The following is a 16,418-nucleotide window of genomic DNA, read 5'->3' as shown; positions in this document are numbered from 1 at the left end:
GAGACCCTCGATGCAGATTCGCACCACGCCGCTCCTGTCGCCGTCGATCGGCACGCAGCGCACGCTGACCAGCTTTCATTTCGGGCCGGCCGACACCGGCCGCAAGATCTACCTGCAGGCCGCGCTGCACGCGGACGAGACGCCCGCGATGCTCGCGGCGTTCGTGCTGAAGCAGCGCCTCGCGCAGCTCGACGCACAAGGCCGGCTCGCGGCCGAGGTCGTGCTCGTGCCGGTCGCGAACCCGGTCGGCCTCAACCATCATCTGCTCGGGCAGTTCATCGGCCGTTTCGACCTGGCGAGCGGCCGCAACTTCAACCGCGGCTTTCTGCCGCTCGCGGAGATCGCCGCGCGCGCACGCGACCGGCTCGGCGACGACGGCGAGCGCAACCGGGCGATCGTGCGCGAGTGCGTCGGCGCGGCGCTCGACGGCATCGCGCCGCGCACCGAATTCGACGCGCTGCAGCTCGCGCTGCTGAAGCTGTCGCATGACGCGGACGTGGTGATCGACCTGCATTGTTCGCTCGAAGCGGTGATGCACGTGTACACGAGCGACACCGCATGGCCGGAAGTTGAGCCGCTCGCACGCTATCTCGGCGCGGAGGTGTCCCTGCTCGCGGAGGATTCGGGCGGGCACGCGTTCGACGATGCGCATCACCTGCTGTGGTCGCAATTGCGGCCGTTGCTGCCGGAAGGCACGCCGCTCGCGGCCGGCGCGGTCGCCGTGACCGTCGAATGCCGCGGTCAGCGCGACGTGACGTATGAGCATGCGCAACGCGATGCCGATGCGCTCGTCGACTATCTCGTGTGGCGCGGCGCGGTGCGCGGCGAACGCACGCCGCTGCCGCCGCTCGCCGCGCCGGCCACGCCGCTCGCGGGCAGCGAGCAGTTCTACGCGCCGGTGAGCGGCATCCTCGTGCACCGCGCGGCGGTCGGCGCGACGATCCGCGCCGGCGATCCGCTGTTCGACATCGTCGATCCGCTGACGGATGCGATCACGACGATCTCGAGCGGAACCGACGGCGTGTTCTACATGCGCCGCGCGATCCGCTTCGTGACGGCCGGCGCGCCGCTCGGCCGCGTGACGGGCACGGTGCCGGTGCGCAAGGGGATGCTGCTCGGTGCGTGAGCGGCGGATGCGCGGCGCATGCCGCGCGCCACACTCAGCATCCGCACACCGCACACCGCACACCGCACGCCGCACACCGCACGCCGCACACCGCACGCCGCACACCGCACACCGCACACCGCACACCGCACACCGCACACCGCACACCGCACACCGCACACCGCACACCGCACACCGCACGCCGCACGCCGCACGCCGCACACCGCACACCGCACACCGCACACCGCACACCGCACACCGCACACCGCACACCGCACACCACACGCCACACGCCGCGCCCCGCGCCCCGCGCGCGATACCCGGCCGTTCGATACCGGCCTGCACCGTAGCGGCCGCCTGTCGAAGGCCGGCGATGCAAACCGCTTCGCCGACGAGGGTCACGGCCCGCCGCGATTTCCCGCGGCCCGCTTGCGGGCCTTGCCGCGCGCCGTCGTCCTGCCGTCGCGTCCGCCCGGGTCCGAGAACATCTTCATGTCCCGGAGGATGCCGCGCAGCAGCGTATCGGCGGCCACCCCGAGCGTGCGTCCGGCCTTGACCAGCAGCCGTGCCTTGGCGGTTTCGAGCAACGGATGCGCGATGGGCAGCGCGACGAGTTCGCCGGCCTCCAGCTCCCGATACGCGGCCACCGTGGCGAGCAGCGTGACGCCGTCGTTGCGCTTGACGAAGTGGCGCAGCACGGCCAGCGAGTTGGTGGTGAGCGTCGGGTGGATCTGGAGGTTCTCCGCGTACGCGAGCATCTGTACGGCCTGTCCGAGACCGAACGCGGGCGGCATCAGCGCGAGCGGGTACCCGGTCAGCTCGCGGACCTCGACCGGCCGGCCCCGCACCGCGAGCGGGTGCCCCGGATGCACGAGCGCCACCACCGGCTGCGGCGCGGTCGCGACGTATTCGATGTCCGGATGCGCGGGCGGGTTGTAGGCCAGCCCGATATGCGCGCGGCTCTCGGCCACTTCCTGGAGCAACGTGCTGACCGGCAGGGTGTCGACGGTGACGTCGAGCTTCGGATGGCGCGCACAGAAATCGGTGAGCACCTCGTCCATCAGGCGGTCGATATAGCCTTCGCTGGTGACGATGCGGATCTGGCCGCGCTGCAGCCCGCGCAGCGCCTGCAGGCGGTCCTCGAACAGCTCCTGCTGCGAGCGGCAGCCGCGCCAGTATTCGAGCAGGTACGCGGCGGCCTCGGTCGGCTGCACGCCGCGAGGCTGGCGCTCGAACAGCGGGGCCCCGATTTCTTCCTCGAGCAGCCGGATCTGCCGCGTGATGACGGACGGCGACGTGTTGATGCTGTCGGCCGCGCTGCGGATGGAGCCGTGCGACAGGACTTCATGGAAATAGCGCAAGCGGCGCTGGTTCAGTTCGCGCATGATGTCGGTTGGTGTGCCGGTGAAGTGTTGCCCGTTGAGCAACGATAACTCGCTTAGGTTGCTCTTGCGCCGCTTTTTCGTCTCCTCGACGATTCGAACATCGATGCGGGATTTGAAGCAATACGCCCTAAAGGAGAGCGCATGTCCGCCGTTCCATCCCCTCAACTTCCGGCCGCGCCGGACAGCCCGGCGCATCAGGCCCTGTATCGCAAGCTGAACTGGCGCCTGCTGCCGTTCCTGCTGCTCTGTTACACGTTCGCGTACCTCGATCGCGTGAACATCGGGTTCGCGAAGCTCGCCATGCAGAGCGAGCTGGGCATCTCCGATGCGGTGTACGGGCTCGGCGCGGGCATCTTCTTTCTCGGCTACGTGCTGTTCGAGATCCCGAGCAACCTGCTGCTGCCGAGGATCGGCGCTTGCAAGACCATCAGCCGGATCATGGTGCTGTGGGGCCTGACGTCGGCCGGCATGATGTTCGTCCACAACGAGACCACGTTCTATGCGATGCGCTTCCTGCTCGGCGTGTTCGAAGCGGGTTTCGCGCCGGGGATGATCTTTTACCTGACCTACTGGTACGGCCAGCGCCGGATGGCCGGCGTGATGGCGGTCGTCATGCTCGCCGGCCCGATCGGCGGCGCGTTCGGGTCGCCGCTGTCGGCGTGGCTGATGACCGGGCTGTCCGGCGCCCACGGCCTGGCCGGCTGGCAGTGGATGTTCGTCGTCGAAGGCCTGCCGTGCGTGCTGCTCGGCGCGCTCGCGCTCAGGGTGCTGTCCGACCGGCCGGCCGATGCGAAATGGCTGACCGACGACGAGAAGCGAATGCTCGCCGCCGAGCTGCACACGCGCGGCGCGGGGCATCACTCGTTCGGCCAGGTGGCGCGCGATCCGCGCGTGTACCTGCTGGCGTTCGCGTACTTCACGATCATCTGCGGGATCTACGCGGTGAGCTTCTGGCTGCCGTCGATCATCAAGGCAGACGGCGTGACCGACACGATGCAGATCGGGCTGTACTCGATGATTCCGTACGTGTGCGCCGCGCTCGCGATGGTCGTCATCGGCCGCAGGTCGGACCGCCGCGGCGAGCGGCGTTACCACAGCGCGGTGCCGGCGCTGATCGGCGCGCTCGCGCTGGCCGTGGCGACGACCGCCAACGGCAATCTCGCCGTCTCGCTGGTCGGCATGACGATCGCCACGTCGATGATCTGGGCGGCGTACACCGTGTTCTGGGCGATTCCGTCACAATACCTGAAGGGCGACGCGGCCGCGGGGGGCATCGCGCTGATCAATACGATCGGCCTGATCGGCGGCTTCCTGAGCCCGACCATCATCGGGGCGATCCACTCGGCCACGGGCAGCATGGCGGCCGGCCTGCTGGTGATGGTGGCGCTGCTGGTCGCGGGCGCCGCGGTGCTGGTGGCGAACCGGCTGCCCGCGCCGCACGACGAGCTGGCGACGGCTTAGGGCCCGTTCACACGCATACCGGGCTTGCGCCGGCCCCCGGAAGGGCCGGGCGCAAGGAATACGACGAAGCGAATACTCGACGTATTCGCGAGCAGCCTGACGCGGCGATCGGCCCTTCCGGGGGCCAGCCCCGCGAACGATTTTTTCCAGACAGGCGAACGTGCCTTTGCGCCCGCGTTGCGGCGTCGCTCGTCGTTGCGATGCCGACGGCCATTGCGCGCCGCCTTTCTCCTTGCCCTGCGGGCGCAAAGGCACGTTCGCCAGCCCGTTACTAGCGTGAACAGGCCCTGGCGTTGCCGGTGCCTTGACAACCTGTTTCCGGAGACACGCCTTTGAACACACGCATCCTGATCGCCGGCTTTCAGCACGAGACCAATACGTTTGCACCGTCGAAAGCCGCCTACGAAAACTTCGAGCGCGGCGAGGGCTTCCCGGCCATGGTGCGCGGCGACGACATGCTCGCGCTGCGCGACGTCAATATTCCCGCGGGCGGCTTCATCGTCGCGGCGCAACGGCGCGGCTGGACCTTGCTGCCGGTCATCTGGGCGGGCGCCAGCCCGTCGGCCCACGTGACCGAGGACGCGTTCGAGCGCATCGCCGGCGAAATCCTCGCGGCGGTGCGCAACGGCGGCTACGACGCGGTGTATCTCGACCTGCACGGCGCGATGGTCGCCGAGCATACCGACGACGGCGAGGGAACGCTGCTGGAGCGCGTGCGTGCCGCGGTCGGCCCGGACGTGCCCGTGGTCGTGTCGCTTGACCTGCACGCCAACGTCACCGGGAAGATGCTGCGCGAGGCCGACGTCCTGGTCGCCTTCCGCACCTATCCGCATGTCGACATGGCCGAGACCGGCGAACGCGCTGCCGCGCTGCTCGGGCGCCTGCTCGACCTGAAGGCGGCGGGCGGCCGCCCGCTGCATCGCGCGGTGCGCCGGCTGCCGTTCCTGATCCCGATCAACGGCATGTGCACGCTGCTCGAGCCTTCGTGCGGCATGTATGCGCAGCTCGCGGCGCTGGAGACCGGGGCCGTGGCGTCGTTGTCGTTTGCGCCGGGCTTTCCGGCGGCCGATTTCCCCGAATGCGGCCCGGTCATCTGGGGTTACGGCGACGACGTCGCGTCGGCGGAGGCCGCCGTGGACGCGCTCTACGCCAGGATGCTGGCGGACGAGGCCGCGTGGCAGGTGCCGTTCCTGTCGCCCGATGCCGCCGTGCGCGAGGCGATGCGGCTTGCGGAGGGGGCCGGCAAGCCGGTCGTCATCGCGGATACGCAGGACAATCCCGGCGCGGGCGGCGATTCGAACACGACGGGCATGCTGCGGGCGCTGCTGCGCAATGGCGCAAAGGGTGCGGCGATCGGCCTGATCTGGGACCCGGCCGCCGCGGCCGAGGCCCATCGCGCCGGGGTCGGCGCGTTCATCGAGGTGGCGCTCGGCGGTGTCGCCGGCGTGCCCGGCGACGAGCCGTACCGCGGGCGCTTCGAGGTCGTGACGCTGTCCGACGGCGTCTGCCGGTACGACGGCCCGATGATGAACGGCATGCGGGCGGATGTCGGCCCGGTCGCGTGCTTGCGGATCGACGGCGTGCTGATCGTGGTGAGCAGCGGCAAGGCGCAGATGCTCGACCGCAATCTCTATCGCGTGGGCGGCGTCGAGCCGGAAGCGATGCGCATCCTCGTCAACAAAAGCTCCGTGCATTTTCGCGCCGACTTCCAGGGCATCGCCCACGCGGTGCTCGTGGCCAAGGCGCCCGGCCCGATGACGGCCGATCCGGCCGATCTGCCGTGGACCCGGCTGGCGCCGGGCATCCGGACGAAGCCGATGGGAACGGCGTTCGCCGGCAACGGTTGACGCGCTGCCCGCCGACGGCGGCGCTCGGTCGTGCGGGTGCGGTGCGCCCGCATGACCGCTTGCCGCTCATCCGCGCCGCGCGACCAGTTCCGACACGGTCTGCGCGGCCTGCTGCAGCGGCCCGAGAAATTCCTTCACCATCTGCTTCGCGGTGTGCCGCTGCGCATTGCCGCTGATGTTCATCGCCGCGATGATCTGCCCGCGCCGGTTGCGGATCGGCGCGGAGATCGACATCAGGCCCACTTCGAGTTCCTGGTCGACCACGGCCCAGCCCTGCTGGCGCACCTGCGCGATCGTCGCCTTCAGTTCGCCGAGGTCCGTGATCGTGCGCGGCGTATGCGCGCGGATGCCGCTTTGCGCGAGCGTTTCGTCAAGCGCCGCGTCGTCGAGCGCGGACAGCAGCACGCGGCCCATCGACGTGCAGTACGCGGGCAGCCGGCTGCCGATCGACAGGTTGATCGTCATGATCTTGTGGGTCGGCACGCGCAGCACGTAGACGATCTCGGTGCGGTCGAGCACGGCCGCCGAGCAGCTTTCGTGGATCTGCGCGGACAGTTGCTCCATCACCGGGTCGGCGAGATTCCAGAACGGCATCGACGTCAGGTACGCGAAGCCGAGCTCGAGGATCTTCGGCGTGAGCCGGAACAGCCGGCCGTCGGCCTCGACGTAGCCAAGCGTCTGCAGCGTGAGCAGGATCCGGCGCGCACCCGCGCGCGTCAGGCCGGTGGCCGCCGCGACTTCGGTGAGCGTCTGCTCCGGGCGCTGCGCGTCGAACGCGCGGATCACCGCGAGCCCGCGGGCGAACGACTGGACGTAGGAGTCGCCGGGTTTCTGAGTGTCTTCGGTTGTCATGAGCGGTCGGAATATCGTGCAGCCGAGAAGATAGCGCATGGGGCCTGACACGCCAACCGCACGGCAGGCCGGGCGCTTGACAGGTCGTCCCCGGACTCCCTATGATGCGTTGAACGTTCGATACACGATCTTATGTTCGTATATAGAACATTTAAGCGCATCCCGGCGGGCAATGCAAGGGGCGCGCCCCGTTCATTTCCCCGCGTTGCAGGTGGCCGCAGCGGGCGCCGGTTCTCCGGTGCCGGCCGACCGCGAAGCGTGGGACCGGAGCAAGCGCGCCCGCGCCCGTTCCGGCCGACTGGAGACACTGATGACCGAAGCTTTTCTGTGTGATGCGATCCGTACGCCGATCGGGCGTTACGGCGGTGCGCTGTCCGGCGTGCGCGCCGACGATCTCGGCGCGGTGCCGCTCAAGGCGCTCGTCGAGCGCAATCGCGACGTCGACTGGACGGCGATCGACGACGTGATCTACGGCTGCGCGAACCAGGCCGGCGAGGACAACCGCAACGTCGCGCGCATGTCGGCGCTGCTCGCGGGCCTGCCGCAGGGCGTGCCGGGGTCGACGATCAACCGCCTGTGCGGTTCCGGGATGGACGCGGTCGGCGTGGCCGCGCGCGCGATCAAGTCCGGCGAGGCCGCGCTGATGATCGCGGGCGGCGTCGAGAGCATGACGCGCGCGCCGTTCGTGATGGGCAAGGCCGCGAGCGCGTTCGCGCGCCAGGCCGACATCCACGACACGACGATCGGCTGGCGCTTCGTCAATCCGTTGATGAAACAGCTGTACGGCGTCGATTCCATGCCGGAGACGGCCGAGAACGTCGCGGTCGACTACAACGTCAGCCGCGCCGACCAGGACCTGTTCGCGTTGCGCAGCCAGCAGAAGGCCGCCCGCGCGCAACAGGACGGCACGCTCGCCGAGGAAATCGTGTCCGTCACGATTCCGCAGAAGAAGGGCGATCCGGTGGTGGTGTCGCGTGACGAACATCCGCGCGAAACGTCGCTCGAGGCGCTGGCCAAGCTGAAGGGCGTGGTGCGCCCGGACGGCTCGGTGACGGCCGGCAACGCGTCGGGCGTCAACGACGGCGCAGCCGCGCTGCTGCTCGCGAACGAGGCCACCGCGAAGCGCTTCGGCCTGACGCCGCGCGCCCGTGTGCTGGGCATCGCGACGGCCGGCGTCGCGCCGCGCGTGATGGGTATCGGCCCCGCGCCGGCCACGCAGAAGCTGCTCGCGCGGCTCGGCATGACGATCGACCAGTTCGACGTGATCGAGCTGAACGAGGCGTTTGCGTCGCAGGGCCTCGCGGTGCTGCGCATGCTCGGCGTCGCCGACGACGATCCTCGCGTGAACCCGAACGGCGGCGCGATCGCGCTGGGCCACCCGCTCGGCGCATCGGGCGCGCGTCTCGTGACGACCGCGATGTACCAGCTGCATCGCACGAACGGCCGCTTCGCGCTGTGCACGATGTGCATCGGCGTGGGCCAGGGCATCGCGATCGCGATCGAACGCGTCTGACGCATGTCATGCGGCGACGCGGCCGGATCCGCGCCGCGTCGCCGCTTGACCGCCATACCGCTGGTGCAACGATGCGCGGCACGACGATCGTCGTGCCGCGCATCGTCGTTAACCGGCCTGCGAAATCAGCTTGAGACGTGCGTCGAGCGCATCGATCTCGGTATCCGCGAACACCTCGATGCCGTGCTCGCGCAGCAGCGCGGCGGTAACGCCGTCGCCCGCGTGCCGCCGGTTCGCGAAACTCCCGTCGTAAATGAACGTGCTGCCGCACGACGGACTGCCGTCGGCGAGGATCGCGAACCGGCAATCGTGCGTGCGCGCCAGCGCCAGCGCGGTGTGCGCGCCGGACACGAACGGCGCGGTCACGTCGGTACCGTTCACGTCGACGATGCGCGCGGCGCCCGACAGGACCCGCTGCCCCGACGCGCCGTCCGCGATCTCGGCGGGCGGGCGCGGCACGCTGAAGCCGCCGGCCAGCTCGGGGCAAACGGGCACGAGGCGCCCTTCGCGCTGCCACCGTTCGAGCGCCTCGTGCGCGGCGGTCTTCGCCGAGCCGTTGTAACGAACCGGATGACCGACCACACACATGCTGACGAGGATCTTGGGCAGCGCCTGCGGCTGCGGTTCGTTCTGCAATTGCGCTCTCCGTGATGGCCGATGGCGGCCGTGGCAAGGCGGGAAATTCTACGCTGCGCGCGCATGCGCGGCGCGTCAGGCCGCCGGCCCTTCCAGATGAATGTCTTCCGGCTCCAACGCGTGGAGCGCCGGATCGGGCGATGCGCTGACCGTGAAGCCGAGCCGCAGGTAGAAGTCGATCGTGCGCTGCGACGGCGTGGCCGACACGTACAGGCGCGTGGCGCCCATGGCGCGCGCCTGCGCCCGGGCCGCGCGATGAAGCTGCTCGCCGAGCCCGCAGCCGCGCCAGTCGCGGCTCACGTGCAGGAACTTCAGTTGCAGCATGTCGCGGTGCGGACCGAGCGGCCGGCTGTCGACGACGGCCGCCGCGACGAGCCGCGCGCCGTCGAACGAGCCGAGGAACCAGCCGCCGCGATCGTGGCAGTCGAGCAGGATCGGCGTGTAGTGGTCGGCTTCGCCGTCGGGCCAGCCGCCGACGTCGTAGAACTCGGGTACGCGCTGCAGCGTGCCGTCGCGCAGCACGTACAGGTGCTCGATGATTTCGCGCCGGTCGATGGTCCACACGAGCGGCACCTCGTCGCGTGCGAGCAGGCGCGCGGACAGCGCGTCGCGTTCGGCGGCGGTGCGGCGCGTCATGCGGCCACCCGGTGCGCGGCAATTGCGTACATCAGCGGCAGGCGCGGCATGCCGTCGGGCGGCGCCATCCGACGGCCGTCCAGCTCGCGCATGCCGTCGAAGCCCTTCCAGCCGTTCGCATACGGATATTCGGTCAGGCGGCCGATCGCGAGCCCGGCCGACACGAGTGCGTTCACGACGTCGCCGATGCCCCACATGAACTCGTAGCTCGGATGCGGGTTCGCGAAATCGACGACGCCCGGCTGGTCGTGCTGCGCGCCGAGCCCCGTGCCGGACGCGGCGACATAATCGCCGACGCCCGACGGCTCCTCGGTCGCGCCGGTCTTGAAGTAGTCGTAGCGCGGCGTCCAGTGCGGGTCGAAATACAGCGCGAACGGATGGAACTCGACCATCGCGAAGCGGCCGCCCGGCGCGAGCAGCGCGGCGATCCCGCGCGCCCACGCGGTCAGGTCGGACAGCCAGCAGAGCGCACCGTACGACGTGAATACGCGCTCGAAGCGCTCGCCGCGCGCGGCCGCCGCGGGCATCCAGTCGAGCACGTCGGCGCGCTCGAAGCGCGCGGGCAGGCCCGTGTCGGCCGACAGTCGCTGCGCAAAGCCGATCGCTTCGTCGGAGATGTCGACGCCCGTCGCGACCGCACCTTCCCGCACGAGGCTGAGGGTGTCCTGCCCGGCGTTGCATTGCAGGTGCAGGAGCCGCAGCCCGGCGACATCGCCGAGCAGTTCGCGTTCCTCCGGAAAGAGCGTCGAGCCGCCCGCGCGGAAAAACGCGGCCTGGTCGCCTTTGTGGCTGTTATGCGCGACGGTTGCCGTATTCCAGGACAGCCGGTTCAGTTCGTGCAATGCCTTTTTCATCAAGTGCGCATATCGGTTGAATGAAGCCTGCAGAAGGATAAACGGAATCGTTTCTTCGTGCGCAACGGTTGACGGCATTGGCGTTCCGTGTGGCGCGATGTGACGGGAGCGTGAACGGTCGCGTCGATTATTTCAGCATTATTTGATCGAAATCATGGCATTGGCCGAAACGGATATTTTATGCGGGGAAAGGGTAAGGTTTTTCCCGAATATGCCGACAGCAAATGAAGACCGTCGTAAAGCGATAAACCGTTTTTCGGCTACTGAGCGTGAAGTCAGCGCGGCGCGGACGACAGATCCGCCTTTCGGAGCCTTGCATGCGCAATAACCAGCCCGTTACCCAACAGGAATTCGACTTTCCCGACGACGTCACGCTGATGTCGACGACCGACGCCGACAGCGTCATCACCTACGCGAACACCACGTTCGCGCAGGTGAGCGGCTTCACGAACGAGGAACTCGTCGGCCAGCCGCACAACGTGGTGCGCCACCCGGACATGCCGCGCGAGGCGTTCGCCGACATGTGGGAGACGCTCAGGCGCGGCGAGCCGTGGACCGCGCTCGTGAAGAACCGCCGCAAGAACGGCGATCACTACTGGGTGCGTGCGAACGCGATTCCCGTCATGCGCAACGGCGAGCCGCAGGGCTACATGTCGGTGCGCACGAAGGCGCCGGGCGACGAGACCGAGGCCGCCGACGCGCTGTATCGCGCGTTTCGCGAAGGCAAGGCCGGCCAGCGCCGGTTCCACAAGGGGCTGGTGATCCGCACGGGGCTGCTGCGCGTCGCGTCGCTGTCGCAGACGATGTCGGTGCGCGCGCGCGTGCTTTCGGCGCTGTGCGTGCTGGTGCCGGTCGTCGTCGGCACGGGCTGGGCGTGCGGGCTGGCCGGCGGCGGGCTCGCGGCGTTCGCCGGCGTGGCGGTCGGCGCGGCGGCGGCCGCCGGCCTGTGGCTCGACGCGCAGATCGTCCGGCCGCTGAAGCGGCTGCACGACCAGGCGCTGAACGTCGCGACCGGCGAGAGCCGGCGCGGCGTGCGGATGAACCGCGTGGACGAGATCGGCATGACGCTGCGCACGATCAACCAGCTCGGGCTGATGTTCCGCTGGCTCGTCGACGACGTCAGCGAACAGGTGCACAACGTGCAGCGCGCGAGCAACGAGATCGCGCAGGGCAACAACGACCTGAGCGCCCGCACCGAGCAGGCCGCGTCGAGCGTGCAGGAGACGGCCGCGTCGATGGCCGAGATGACGGCGACCGTCGACAGCAACGCGGAAACCGCGCTGCAGGCGAACCGGCTCGCGATGTCGGCCAGCGAGGCTGCCGGGCGCGGCGGGCAGGCGGTGGGCGAGGTCGTCGCGACGATGAGCGACATTACCGCCAGTTCGCGCAAGATCGCGGACATCATCGGCGTGATCGACGGCATCGCGTTCCAGACCAACATCCTGGCGCTGAATGCGGCGGTCGAGGCGGCGCGCGCGGGCGAACAGGGGCGCGGCTTCGCGGTCGTGGCGGGCGAGGTGCGTGCGCTCGCGCAGCGCAGCGCGAACGCGGCGAAGGAGATCAAGACGCTGATCGGCGCGAGCGTCGACCGGGTCGAATCGGGCGCGCGGCGCGTGGACGAGGCGGGCAAGACGATGGAGGACATCGTCACGCAGGTGAAGCGCGTGTCGGACCTGATCGCGGAGATCAGCTCGTCGACGGTCGAGCAGAGCACGGGCGTGTCGCAGGTCGACCAGGCGGTCGTGCACCTGGACAACATCACGCAGCAGAACGCCGCGCTGGTCGAGCAGAGCACCGCGGCATCCGAGAGCCTGAAGCAGCAGGCGACGCGCCTCGTGGACGCGGTGAACGTGTTCCGGTGATCGTCGGGGCGCGCACCCGGCGTGCGCGCCCGATCGATGCATTCCGGTTGTCGCGCGCGATGCGCATCCGGATTTGCCGATTCAATAGAAATACGCAGCACGAGCAACAACCGTATCAAGGATTTTGTATTGATGTTTTAAGTCGATTTTAAAGAATGGCGCATAATAATCAGACGAATAGCCGCCAAACCCTTGCCTGGTCTTGCTTTCCATTTCATCAATAAATGAATGTTTTGGTAAAAGCAGGATGATGCGCGTCTAATGAATGTTTTCACTGATACACCATAATGTTTTTGCCGAATATGCCGAAAGCGCAGGAGTCAGATTCATGCGCATACGGCCAGGCCGTATTGCGCGGGGTCTCGATTCAATCGACAAGCGGACGCAAGATCCGTTACCCGGAGCTCCACACCATGCGCAATAATCAACCCGTCACGCAACGCGAATTCGATTTTCCCGAAGACGCGACGTTGATGTCGACCACTGACTCGAACAGCTACATTACGTACGCGAATGCGGCATTCATCCAGGTCAGTGGATTTTCTCCCGAAGAGATCGAAGGCCAGCCGCATAACGTCGTGCGCCACCCGGACATGCCGAAGGAGGCGTTCGCCGATATGTGGGCGACGCTCAAGGGCGGCGAGCCGTGGACCGCGCTCGTGAAGAACCGCCGCAAGAACGGCGATCACTACTGGGTGCGTGCGAACGCGATTCCCGTCATGCGCAACGGCGAGCCGACGGGCTACATGTCGGTGCGCACGAAGGCTTCGCGCGACGAGATCGCGGCGGCCGAAGCGCTGTACAAGACCTTCCGCGAAGGACAGGCGGGCAACCGCCATTTCCACAAGGGGCTGGTCGTCCGCAAGGGGCTGGCCGGCTTCGCGTCGCTGTTCCAGACGATGTCGGTGCGCACGCGGCTCCATGCATCGCTGTGCGTGCTCGCGCCGGTCGTGATGGCCGGCGGGTGGGCGTGCGGGCTGACCGGCGGCGGGCTTGCGGCGTTCGCGGCGGTGACGGCGGGCGCCGCCGCGGCCGCGGGGCTGTGGCTCGATGCGCAGATCGCGCGTCCGCTCATGCAGTTGCGCGACGCGGCGCTGAACGTCGCGACCGGCGAGAGCCGGCGCGGCGTGCGGATGAACCGCGTGGACGAGATCGGCATGACGCTGCGCACGATCAACCAGCTCGGGCTGATGTTCCGCTGGCTCGTCGACGACGTCAGCGAACAGGTGCACAACGTACAGCGCGCGAGCAACGAGATCGCGCAGGGCAACAACGACCTGAGCGCGCGCACCGAACAGGCATCGACGAGCGTGCAGCAGACGGCCGCGTCGATGGCCGAGATGACGGCGACCGTGTCGAGCAATGCGGAGACGGCGCTGCAGGCGAACCAGTTGTCGGTGTCGGCGAGCGAAGCGGCCGGGCGCGGCGGTCAGGCGGTGAACGAGGTCGTCGCGACGATGAACGACATCACCGCCAGCTCGCGCAAGATCGCGGACATCATCGGCGTGATCGACAGCATCGCGTTCCAGACCAACATCCTGGCGTTGAATGCGGCGGTCGAGGCGGCGCGCGCGGGCGACCAGGGGCGCGGCTTCGCGGTCGTGGCGGGCGAGGTGCGGGCGCTCGCGCAACGCAGCGCGAATGCGGCGAAGGAGATCAAGACGCTGATCGGCGCGAGCGTCGAACGGGTCGAATCGGGTGCGCGGATCGTCGACGGCGCGGGCAAGACGATGGAGGACATCGTCACGCAGGTGCGGCGCGTGTCGGACCTGATCGCGGAGATCAGCTCGTCGACGGCGGAGCAGAGCACGGGGGTCGCGCAGGTCGACCAGGCGGTCGTGCATCTGGACAACATCACGCAGCAGAATGCGGCGCTGGTCGAGCAGAGCGCCGCGGCGTCCGAGAGTTTGAAGCAGCAGGCGACGCGGCTGGTGGATGCGGTGAACGTGTTCAGGTGATCGCGGGGATGTGCGAGGAAGGCGGCCCGCGTTGCGCGGGCCGGCGTTGGGGGGCGTCGTGCTACGTCACGGCGCACTCGGTACGGGATTCGGGTTCGGGCAACGGTGGTCGGGGCATCCGGAACTGACGTTCACCTCGACGCGTCGCCCGGATTGACCGAACTCGTCCGGCTTGAAAATTTTCCCTGCCAGAGCGCTTTTCTCGCCACGGATCGAATGCTGATCCAGCACTGCCATCACGTTTTCTGCTCGTTGCGTTGCAAGCTGCTGCGCATTATGTTCGGTTTGTTCGGCCAGTCCGATAAGCCACACCGTATCAAGGATCGGAAAGCACTTGTGCATGTCGCTCGACCATACCGACAACCGCTACAGTTCGGTTGGAGAAATCGCGCTCGAATCAGCATCGAAAACTATATCGATGTAATGGGCGGGCATGTTCGACGCACCGTCACAGGCGAGCGACGCATCTGCGCGGCTCAATACGAGCGCGGCGGCCAAGAGTTTAGTCGCCATCGATATCGTACCCGCGGCACTGTCGGCATTTCGGAATGAGAGCATGTGCATGCGCGAGCGTTCAGGGATCAGCGATCGATGAGTTTGCTGTGTGGTGTTACGCGAGGGTCGTTGCACATCCATGCGCAGCTACCTTTGCATATCGGCGTAAATTCCACGACTATCTGATTGGTTTTCATTGTTCCATCAGGAAGTCGTGTAATCATTTCATCGGTGAATGTCTTTTTTTCGATGAAGATGTGATCGGCACTGATGCCTAGCTGTTGTAAGTAATCTTTTATGTTTTCTCCGCGCATGGTCTTCAATTTTTCGATGTTTTTCTCGTGAACGAAGGCGCCTGAAATTACTATTGCTTGAATTTTCACGTCAGGCCATTTTTTTGCCTCGATGACGCTATCGGCTATCGTCACTCTGTCCGCATTGGAAAGTGTAGTTGCGTTGAGTGGAAGTTGCAGCCGCGCTTCCTCACCTATTGTGCATGCCATCGCCACGTTCGATAGCATTGTCGACAGAGTAAGCGTACAGGCTGCAACGCCGGATTTGAAGGAATTTCGGCTCATTATTCGATTGTCTTGTCAAAGGTTGCTATGTATCCGGTAATGCTGTCGGCATTGCTCATGGCGAGATCCGGATTTTTCATTGCGAAAATCTTCATTCCGGATTCGCTGTTTCCATACATGATGTCATCTGAATCGAATGTGTCGATGAAGTGAGTGCACTCGTGAATTAGTATCTTTATTTGTGCCTCATGATATAACTCGCCAAACGAGTTGCTGCAAAATGAAGAGTAAATGGCAATGATTCGCTTGTCGGAGTCGGGCTTGCAAACGGCGGCACGGTTTTGGTTGCTGTCAGGTACGACTGCGCAAGATAGATTCCTGCTGGTTTCGCTGTCCCATCGAACAATTTTTTCTGGCACTAACTCTTGCATCGCGGAGCGCAGTCGTGGAAGGCCGGCCGACAACGTGGTGCGAACCTGCGCGTTGGCGCGCCCAAAATAAGTTGTGACCCGTGCTTGTTCTCCCGCGTCCCATCTCGCTAGCGCTGCAATGCGAGCATTAATCAGATGGACGGCTTCGTCGCGAGCGCGTATTACGATCTTTCTGAACGCTTCATTGCTCATGTTCGGGCATATCGGCTTCGTGTTGATATCGACATACACCTTGGAACCGGGCCTTGTGTTCGTCATGGCCGTGTCGTGTACCAGCACGTAGTCGTCTTCAGGATGCGGCATTTCCACTCCTTGCTATCTCGAACTTGAGCGATTCTGCATACACTGTCGTGACGCGTTGCGTGTGGCCTGCCGCGTTTGTCACGCCGGTGAATATCTTTCCGGATGACAGGCGAATCCGATAGGGAACGTACGCGAGCGGTCGCCCGCTCTCTGCTTCGCGTAGTACATACTGTTCGTCATGTGTGTCCGATGCGATTACATGCCGGGCGGGTGCGAATGCAGAGCGCGTGGTCGTTGAGTGTGCGTTGCCGCGGCCACTGTTGCCATCGCTGTAGAAAAAAGTGCAATCGCTACCAGCGATGAGCAGGTTTTGCCCGCACGGGCAGAGTACCGCGTCGCCCTCCAAAGCCAAGCATCTCCCGCGAGATATCAAGCGTACCGCGCTGCCAACTATCGGAAACGTTCCCGCGCAATTTCCGCACGTCGCCTGGTCACCGTCTACGGCAATGGTTTTGCTGTTGCTGAACATGTTTGACGAACCACTGACGACGACTCCACCTGTCGTTGTCGGGTCGCCGATCCTGACTGCCCGTCGGCTCATGGCTATCTCCTCAATCGAAGT

15 protein-coding genes are annotated in these 16,418 nt (G+C 66.5%); 6 read left to right on the top strand and 9 right to left on the bottom strand.

Annotated features, from left to right (window positions below; translation table 11 throughout):
• The first annotated feature begins 10 nt into the window (after positions 1-10).
• Positions 11-1,126: a succinylglutamate desuccinylase/aspartoacylase family protein gene (locus tag GQ56_RS0128020; RefSeq protein WP_031401807.1), complete on the top strand. Its 1,116-nt coding sequence runs from the start codon at positions 11-13 to the stop codon at positions 1,124-1,126.
• Positions 1,127-1,503: 377 nt separating this feature from the next.
• Here the strand turns inward: GQ56_RS0128020 and GQ56_RS0128015 are convergent, their stop codons facing one another.
• A complete protein-coding gene (locus tag GQ56_RS0128015; RefSeq protein ID WP_031401806.1) occupies positions 1,504-2,490 on the bottom strand; it encodes a LysR family transcriptional regulator in 987 nt (328 codons plus the stop codon).
• Between the two features lie 141 nt (positions 2,491-2,631).
• Here GQ56_RS0128015 and GQ56_RS0128010 point away from each other — a divergent pair, with 141 nt between their 5' ends.
• Positions 2,632-3,951, top strand: a complete 1,320-nt coding sequence (locus tag GQ56_RS0128010; RefSeq protein WP_031401805.1) for an MFS transporter — start codon at positions 2,632-2,634, stop codon at positions 3,949-3,951.
• Between the two features lie 332 nt (positions 3,952-4,283).
• Positions 4,284-5,798, top strand: a complete 1,515-nt coding sequence (locus GQ56_RS0128005) for a M81 family metallopeptidase (RefSeq protein ID WP_031401804.1) — start codon at positions 4,284-4,286, stop codon at positions 5,796-5,798.
• 66 nt (positions 5,799-5,864) lie between these two features.
• Here GQ56_RS0128005 and GQ56_RS0128000 read toward each other — a convergent pair whose 3' ends face one another.
• Complete coding sequence (locus tag GQ56_RS0128000; RefSeq protein WP_031401803.1) at positions 5,865-6,650, bottom strand: IclR family transcriptional regulator; 786 nt, start codon at positions 6,648-6,650, stop codon at positions 5,865-5,867.
• Between the two features lie 310 nt (positions 6,651-6,960).
• On the opposite strand from GQ56_RS0128000, the gene pcaF reads away from it, so the two are divergent.
• The gene (gene pcaF, locus GQ56_RS0127995) at positions 6,961-8,163 is read left to right on the top strand and encodes a 3-oxoadipyl-CoA thiolase (protein ID WP_031401802.1); all 1,203 of its coding nucleotides are present in this window, start codon (positions 6,961-6,963) and stop codon (positions 8,161-8,163) included.
• Between the two features lie 108 nt (positions 8,164-8,271).
• Here pcaF and GQ56_RS0127990 read toward each other — a convergent pair whose 3' ends face one another.
• From GQ56_RS0127990 to GQ56_RS0127980, 3 genes are all read right to left on the bottom strand, one after another.
• Positions 8,272-8,751 carry a DUF523 domain-containing protein gene (locus GQ56_RS0127990; RefSeq protein ID WP_425322005.1) on the bottom strand — a complete coding sequence of 160 codons (480 nt, stop codon included), beginning with the start codon at positions 8,749-8,751 and terminating at the stop codon, positions 8,272-8,274.
• A 123-nt stretch (positions 8,752-8,874) separates the two neighbouring features.
• Positions 8,875-9,435: a GNAT family N-acetyltransferase gene (locus GQ56_RS0127985; protein ID WP_043301688.1), complete on the bottom strand. Its 561-nt coding sequence runs from the start codon at positions 9,433-9,435 to the stop codon at positions 8,875-8,877.
• Positions 9,432-10,289, bottom strand: coding sequence for a class I SAM-dependent methyltransferase (locus tag GQ56_RS0127980; RefSeq protein ID WP_031401799.1), 858 nt, complete (start codon positions 10,287-10,289; stop codon positions 9,432-9,434). Before GQ56_RS0127980 ends, GQ56_RS0127985 begins: the two co-directional genes overlap by 4 nt.
• Positions 10,290-10,606: 317 nt before the next feature.
• Here GQ56_RS0127980 and GQ56_RS0127975 point away from each other — a divergent pair, with 317 nt between their 5' ends.
• The gene (locus GQ56_RS0127975; RefSeq protein WP_031401798.1) at positions 10,607-12,151 is read left to right on the top strand and encodes a methyl-accepting chemotaxis protein; all 1,545 of its coding nucleotides are present in this window, start codon (positions 10,607-10,609) and stop codon (positions 12,149-12,151) included.
• Positions 12,152-12,564: 413 nt separating this feature from the next.
• Complete coding sequence (locus tag GQ56_RS0127970) at positions 12,565-14,109, top strand: methyl-accepting chemotaxis protein (protein ID WP_031401797.1); 1,545 nt, start codon at positions 12,565-12,567, stop codon at positions 14,107-14,109.
• A 66-nt stretch (positions 14,110-14,175) separates the two neighbouring features.
• On the opposite strand, the gene GQ56_RS46720 is transcribed toward GQ56_RS0127970, so the two are convergent.
• From GQ56_RS46720 to GQ56_RS42035, 4 genes are all read right to left on the bottom strand, one after another.
• Positions 14,176-14,451: a hypothetical protein gene (locus tag GQ56_RS46720; protein WP_235212779.1), complete on the bottom strand. Its 276-nt coding sequence runs from the start codon at positions 14,449-14,451 to the stop codon at positions 14,176-14,178.
• A 239-nt stretch (positions 14,452-14,690) separates the two neighbouring features.
• Positions 14,691-15,182, bottom strand: a complete 492-nt coding sequence (locus tag GQ56_RS42045) for a hypothetical protein (protein ID WP_075123047.1) — start codon at positions 15,180-15,182, stop codon at positions 14,691-14,693.
• Positions 15,182-15,856 (bottom strand): M35 family metallo-endopeptidase, encoded by a 675-nt coding sequence (locus GQ56_RS42040; RefSeq protein ID WP_075123046.1) that lies wholly within the window; start codon positions 15,854-15,856, stop codon positions 15,182-15,184. The genes GQ56_RS42045 and GQ56_RS42040 overlap by 1 nt, the downstream gene beginning before the upstream one ends.
• Positions 15,843-16,397 (bottom strand): PAAR domain-containing protein, encoded by a 555-nt coding sequence (locus tag GQ56_RS42035; protein ID WP_075123045.1) that lies wholly within the window; start codon positions 16,395-16,397, stop codon positions 15,843-15,845. The genes GQ56_RS42040 and GQ56_RS42035 overlap by 14 nt, the downstream gene beginning before the upstream one ends.
• Positions 16,398-16,418 lie beyond the last annotated feature (21 nt).

The sequence above is a fragment of the Burkholderia paludis genome, assembly GCF_000732615.1.
Classification (GTDB): Bacteria; Pseudomonadota; Gammaproteobacteria; order Burkholderiales; family Burkholderiaceae; genus Burkholderia; species Burkholderia paludis.
Note: the sequence above shows the minus strand (reverse complement) of the source record. Positions and strands in the feature narration are given on the sequence as shown.

Bases quoted from the DNA above. Each gene is read 5' to 3' on its own strand.
- GQ56_RS0128020 (WP_031401807.1), top strand. From the start codon at position 11: ATGCAGATTCGCACCACGCCGCTCCTGTCGCCGTCGATCGGCACGCAG.
- GQ56_RS0128015 (WP_031401806.1), bottom strand. From the start codon at position 2,490: ATGCGCGAACTGAACCAGCGCCGCTTGCGCTATTTCCATGAAGTCCTG.
- GQ56_RS0128010 (WP_031401805.1), top strand. From the start codon at position 2,632: ATGTCCGCCGTTCCATCCCCTCAACTTCCGGCCGCGCCGGACAGCCCG.
- GQ56_RS0128000 (WP_031401803.1), bottom strand. From the start codon at position 6,650: ATGACAACCGAAGACACTCAGAAACCCGGCGACTCCTACGTCCAGTCG.
- pcaF (WP_031401802.1), top strand. From the start codon at position 6,961: ATGACCGAAGCTTTTCTGTGTGATGCGATCCGTACGCCGATCGGGCGT.
- GQ56_RS0127990 (WP_425322005.1), bottom strand. From the start codon at position 8,751: ATGTGTGTGGTCGGTCATCCGGTTCGTTACAACGGCTCGGCGAAGACC.
- GQ56_RS0127985 (WP_043301688.1), bottom strand. From the start codon at position 9,435: ATGACGCGCCGCACCGCCGCCGAACGCGACGCGCTGTCCGCGCGCCTG.
- GQ56_RS0127980 (WP_031401799.1), bottom strand. From the start codon at position 10,289: ATGAAAAAGGCATTGCACGAACTGAACCGGCTGTCCTGGAATACGGCA.
- GQ56_RS0127975 (WP_031401798.1), top strand. From the start codon at position 10,607: ATGCGCAATAACCAGCCCGTTACCCAACAGGAATTCGACTTTCCCGAC.
- GQ56_RS0127970 (WP_031401797.1), top strand. From the start codon at position 12,565: ATGCGCAATAATCAACCCGTCACGCAACGCGAATTCGATTTTCCCGAA.
- GQ56_RS46720 (WP_235212779.1), bottom strand. From the start codon at position 14,451: ATGCACAAGTGCTTTCCGATCCTTGATACGGTGTGGCTTATCGGACTG.
- GQ56_RS42045 (WP_075123047.1), bottom strand. From the start codon at position 15,182: ATGAGCCGAAATTCCTTCAAATCCGGCGTTGCAGCCTGTACGCTTACT.
- GQ56_RS42040 (WP_075123046.1), bottom strand. From the start codon at position 15,856: ATGCCGCATCCTGAAGACGACTACGTGCTGGTACACGACACGGCCATG.
- GQ56_RS42035 (WP_075123045.1), bottom strand. From the start codon at position 16,397: ATGAGCCGACGGGCAGTCAGGATCGGCGACCCGACAACGACAGGTGGA.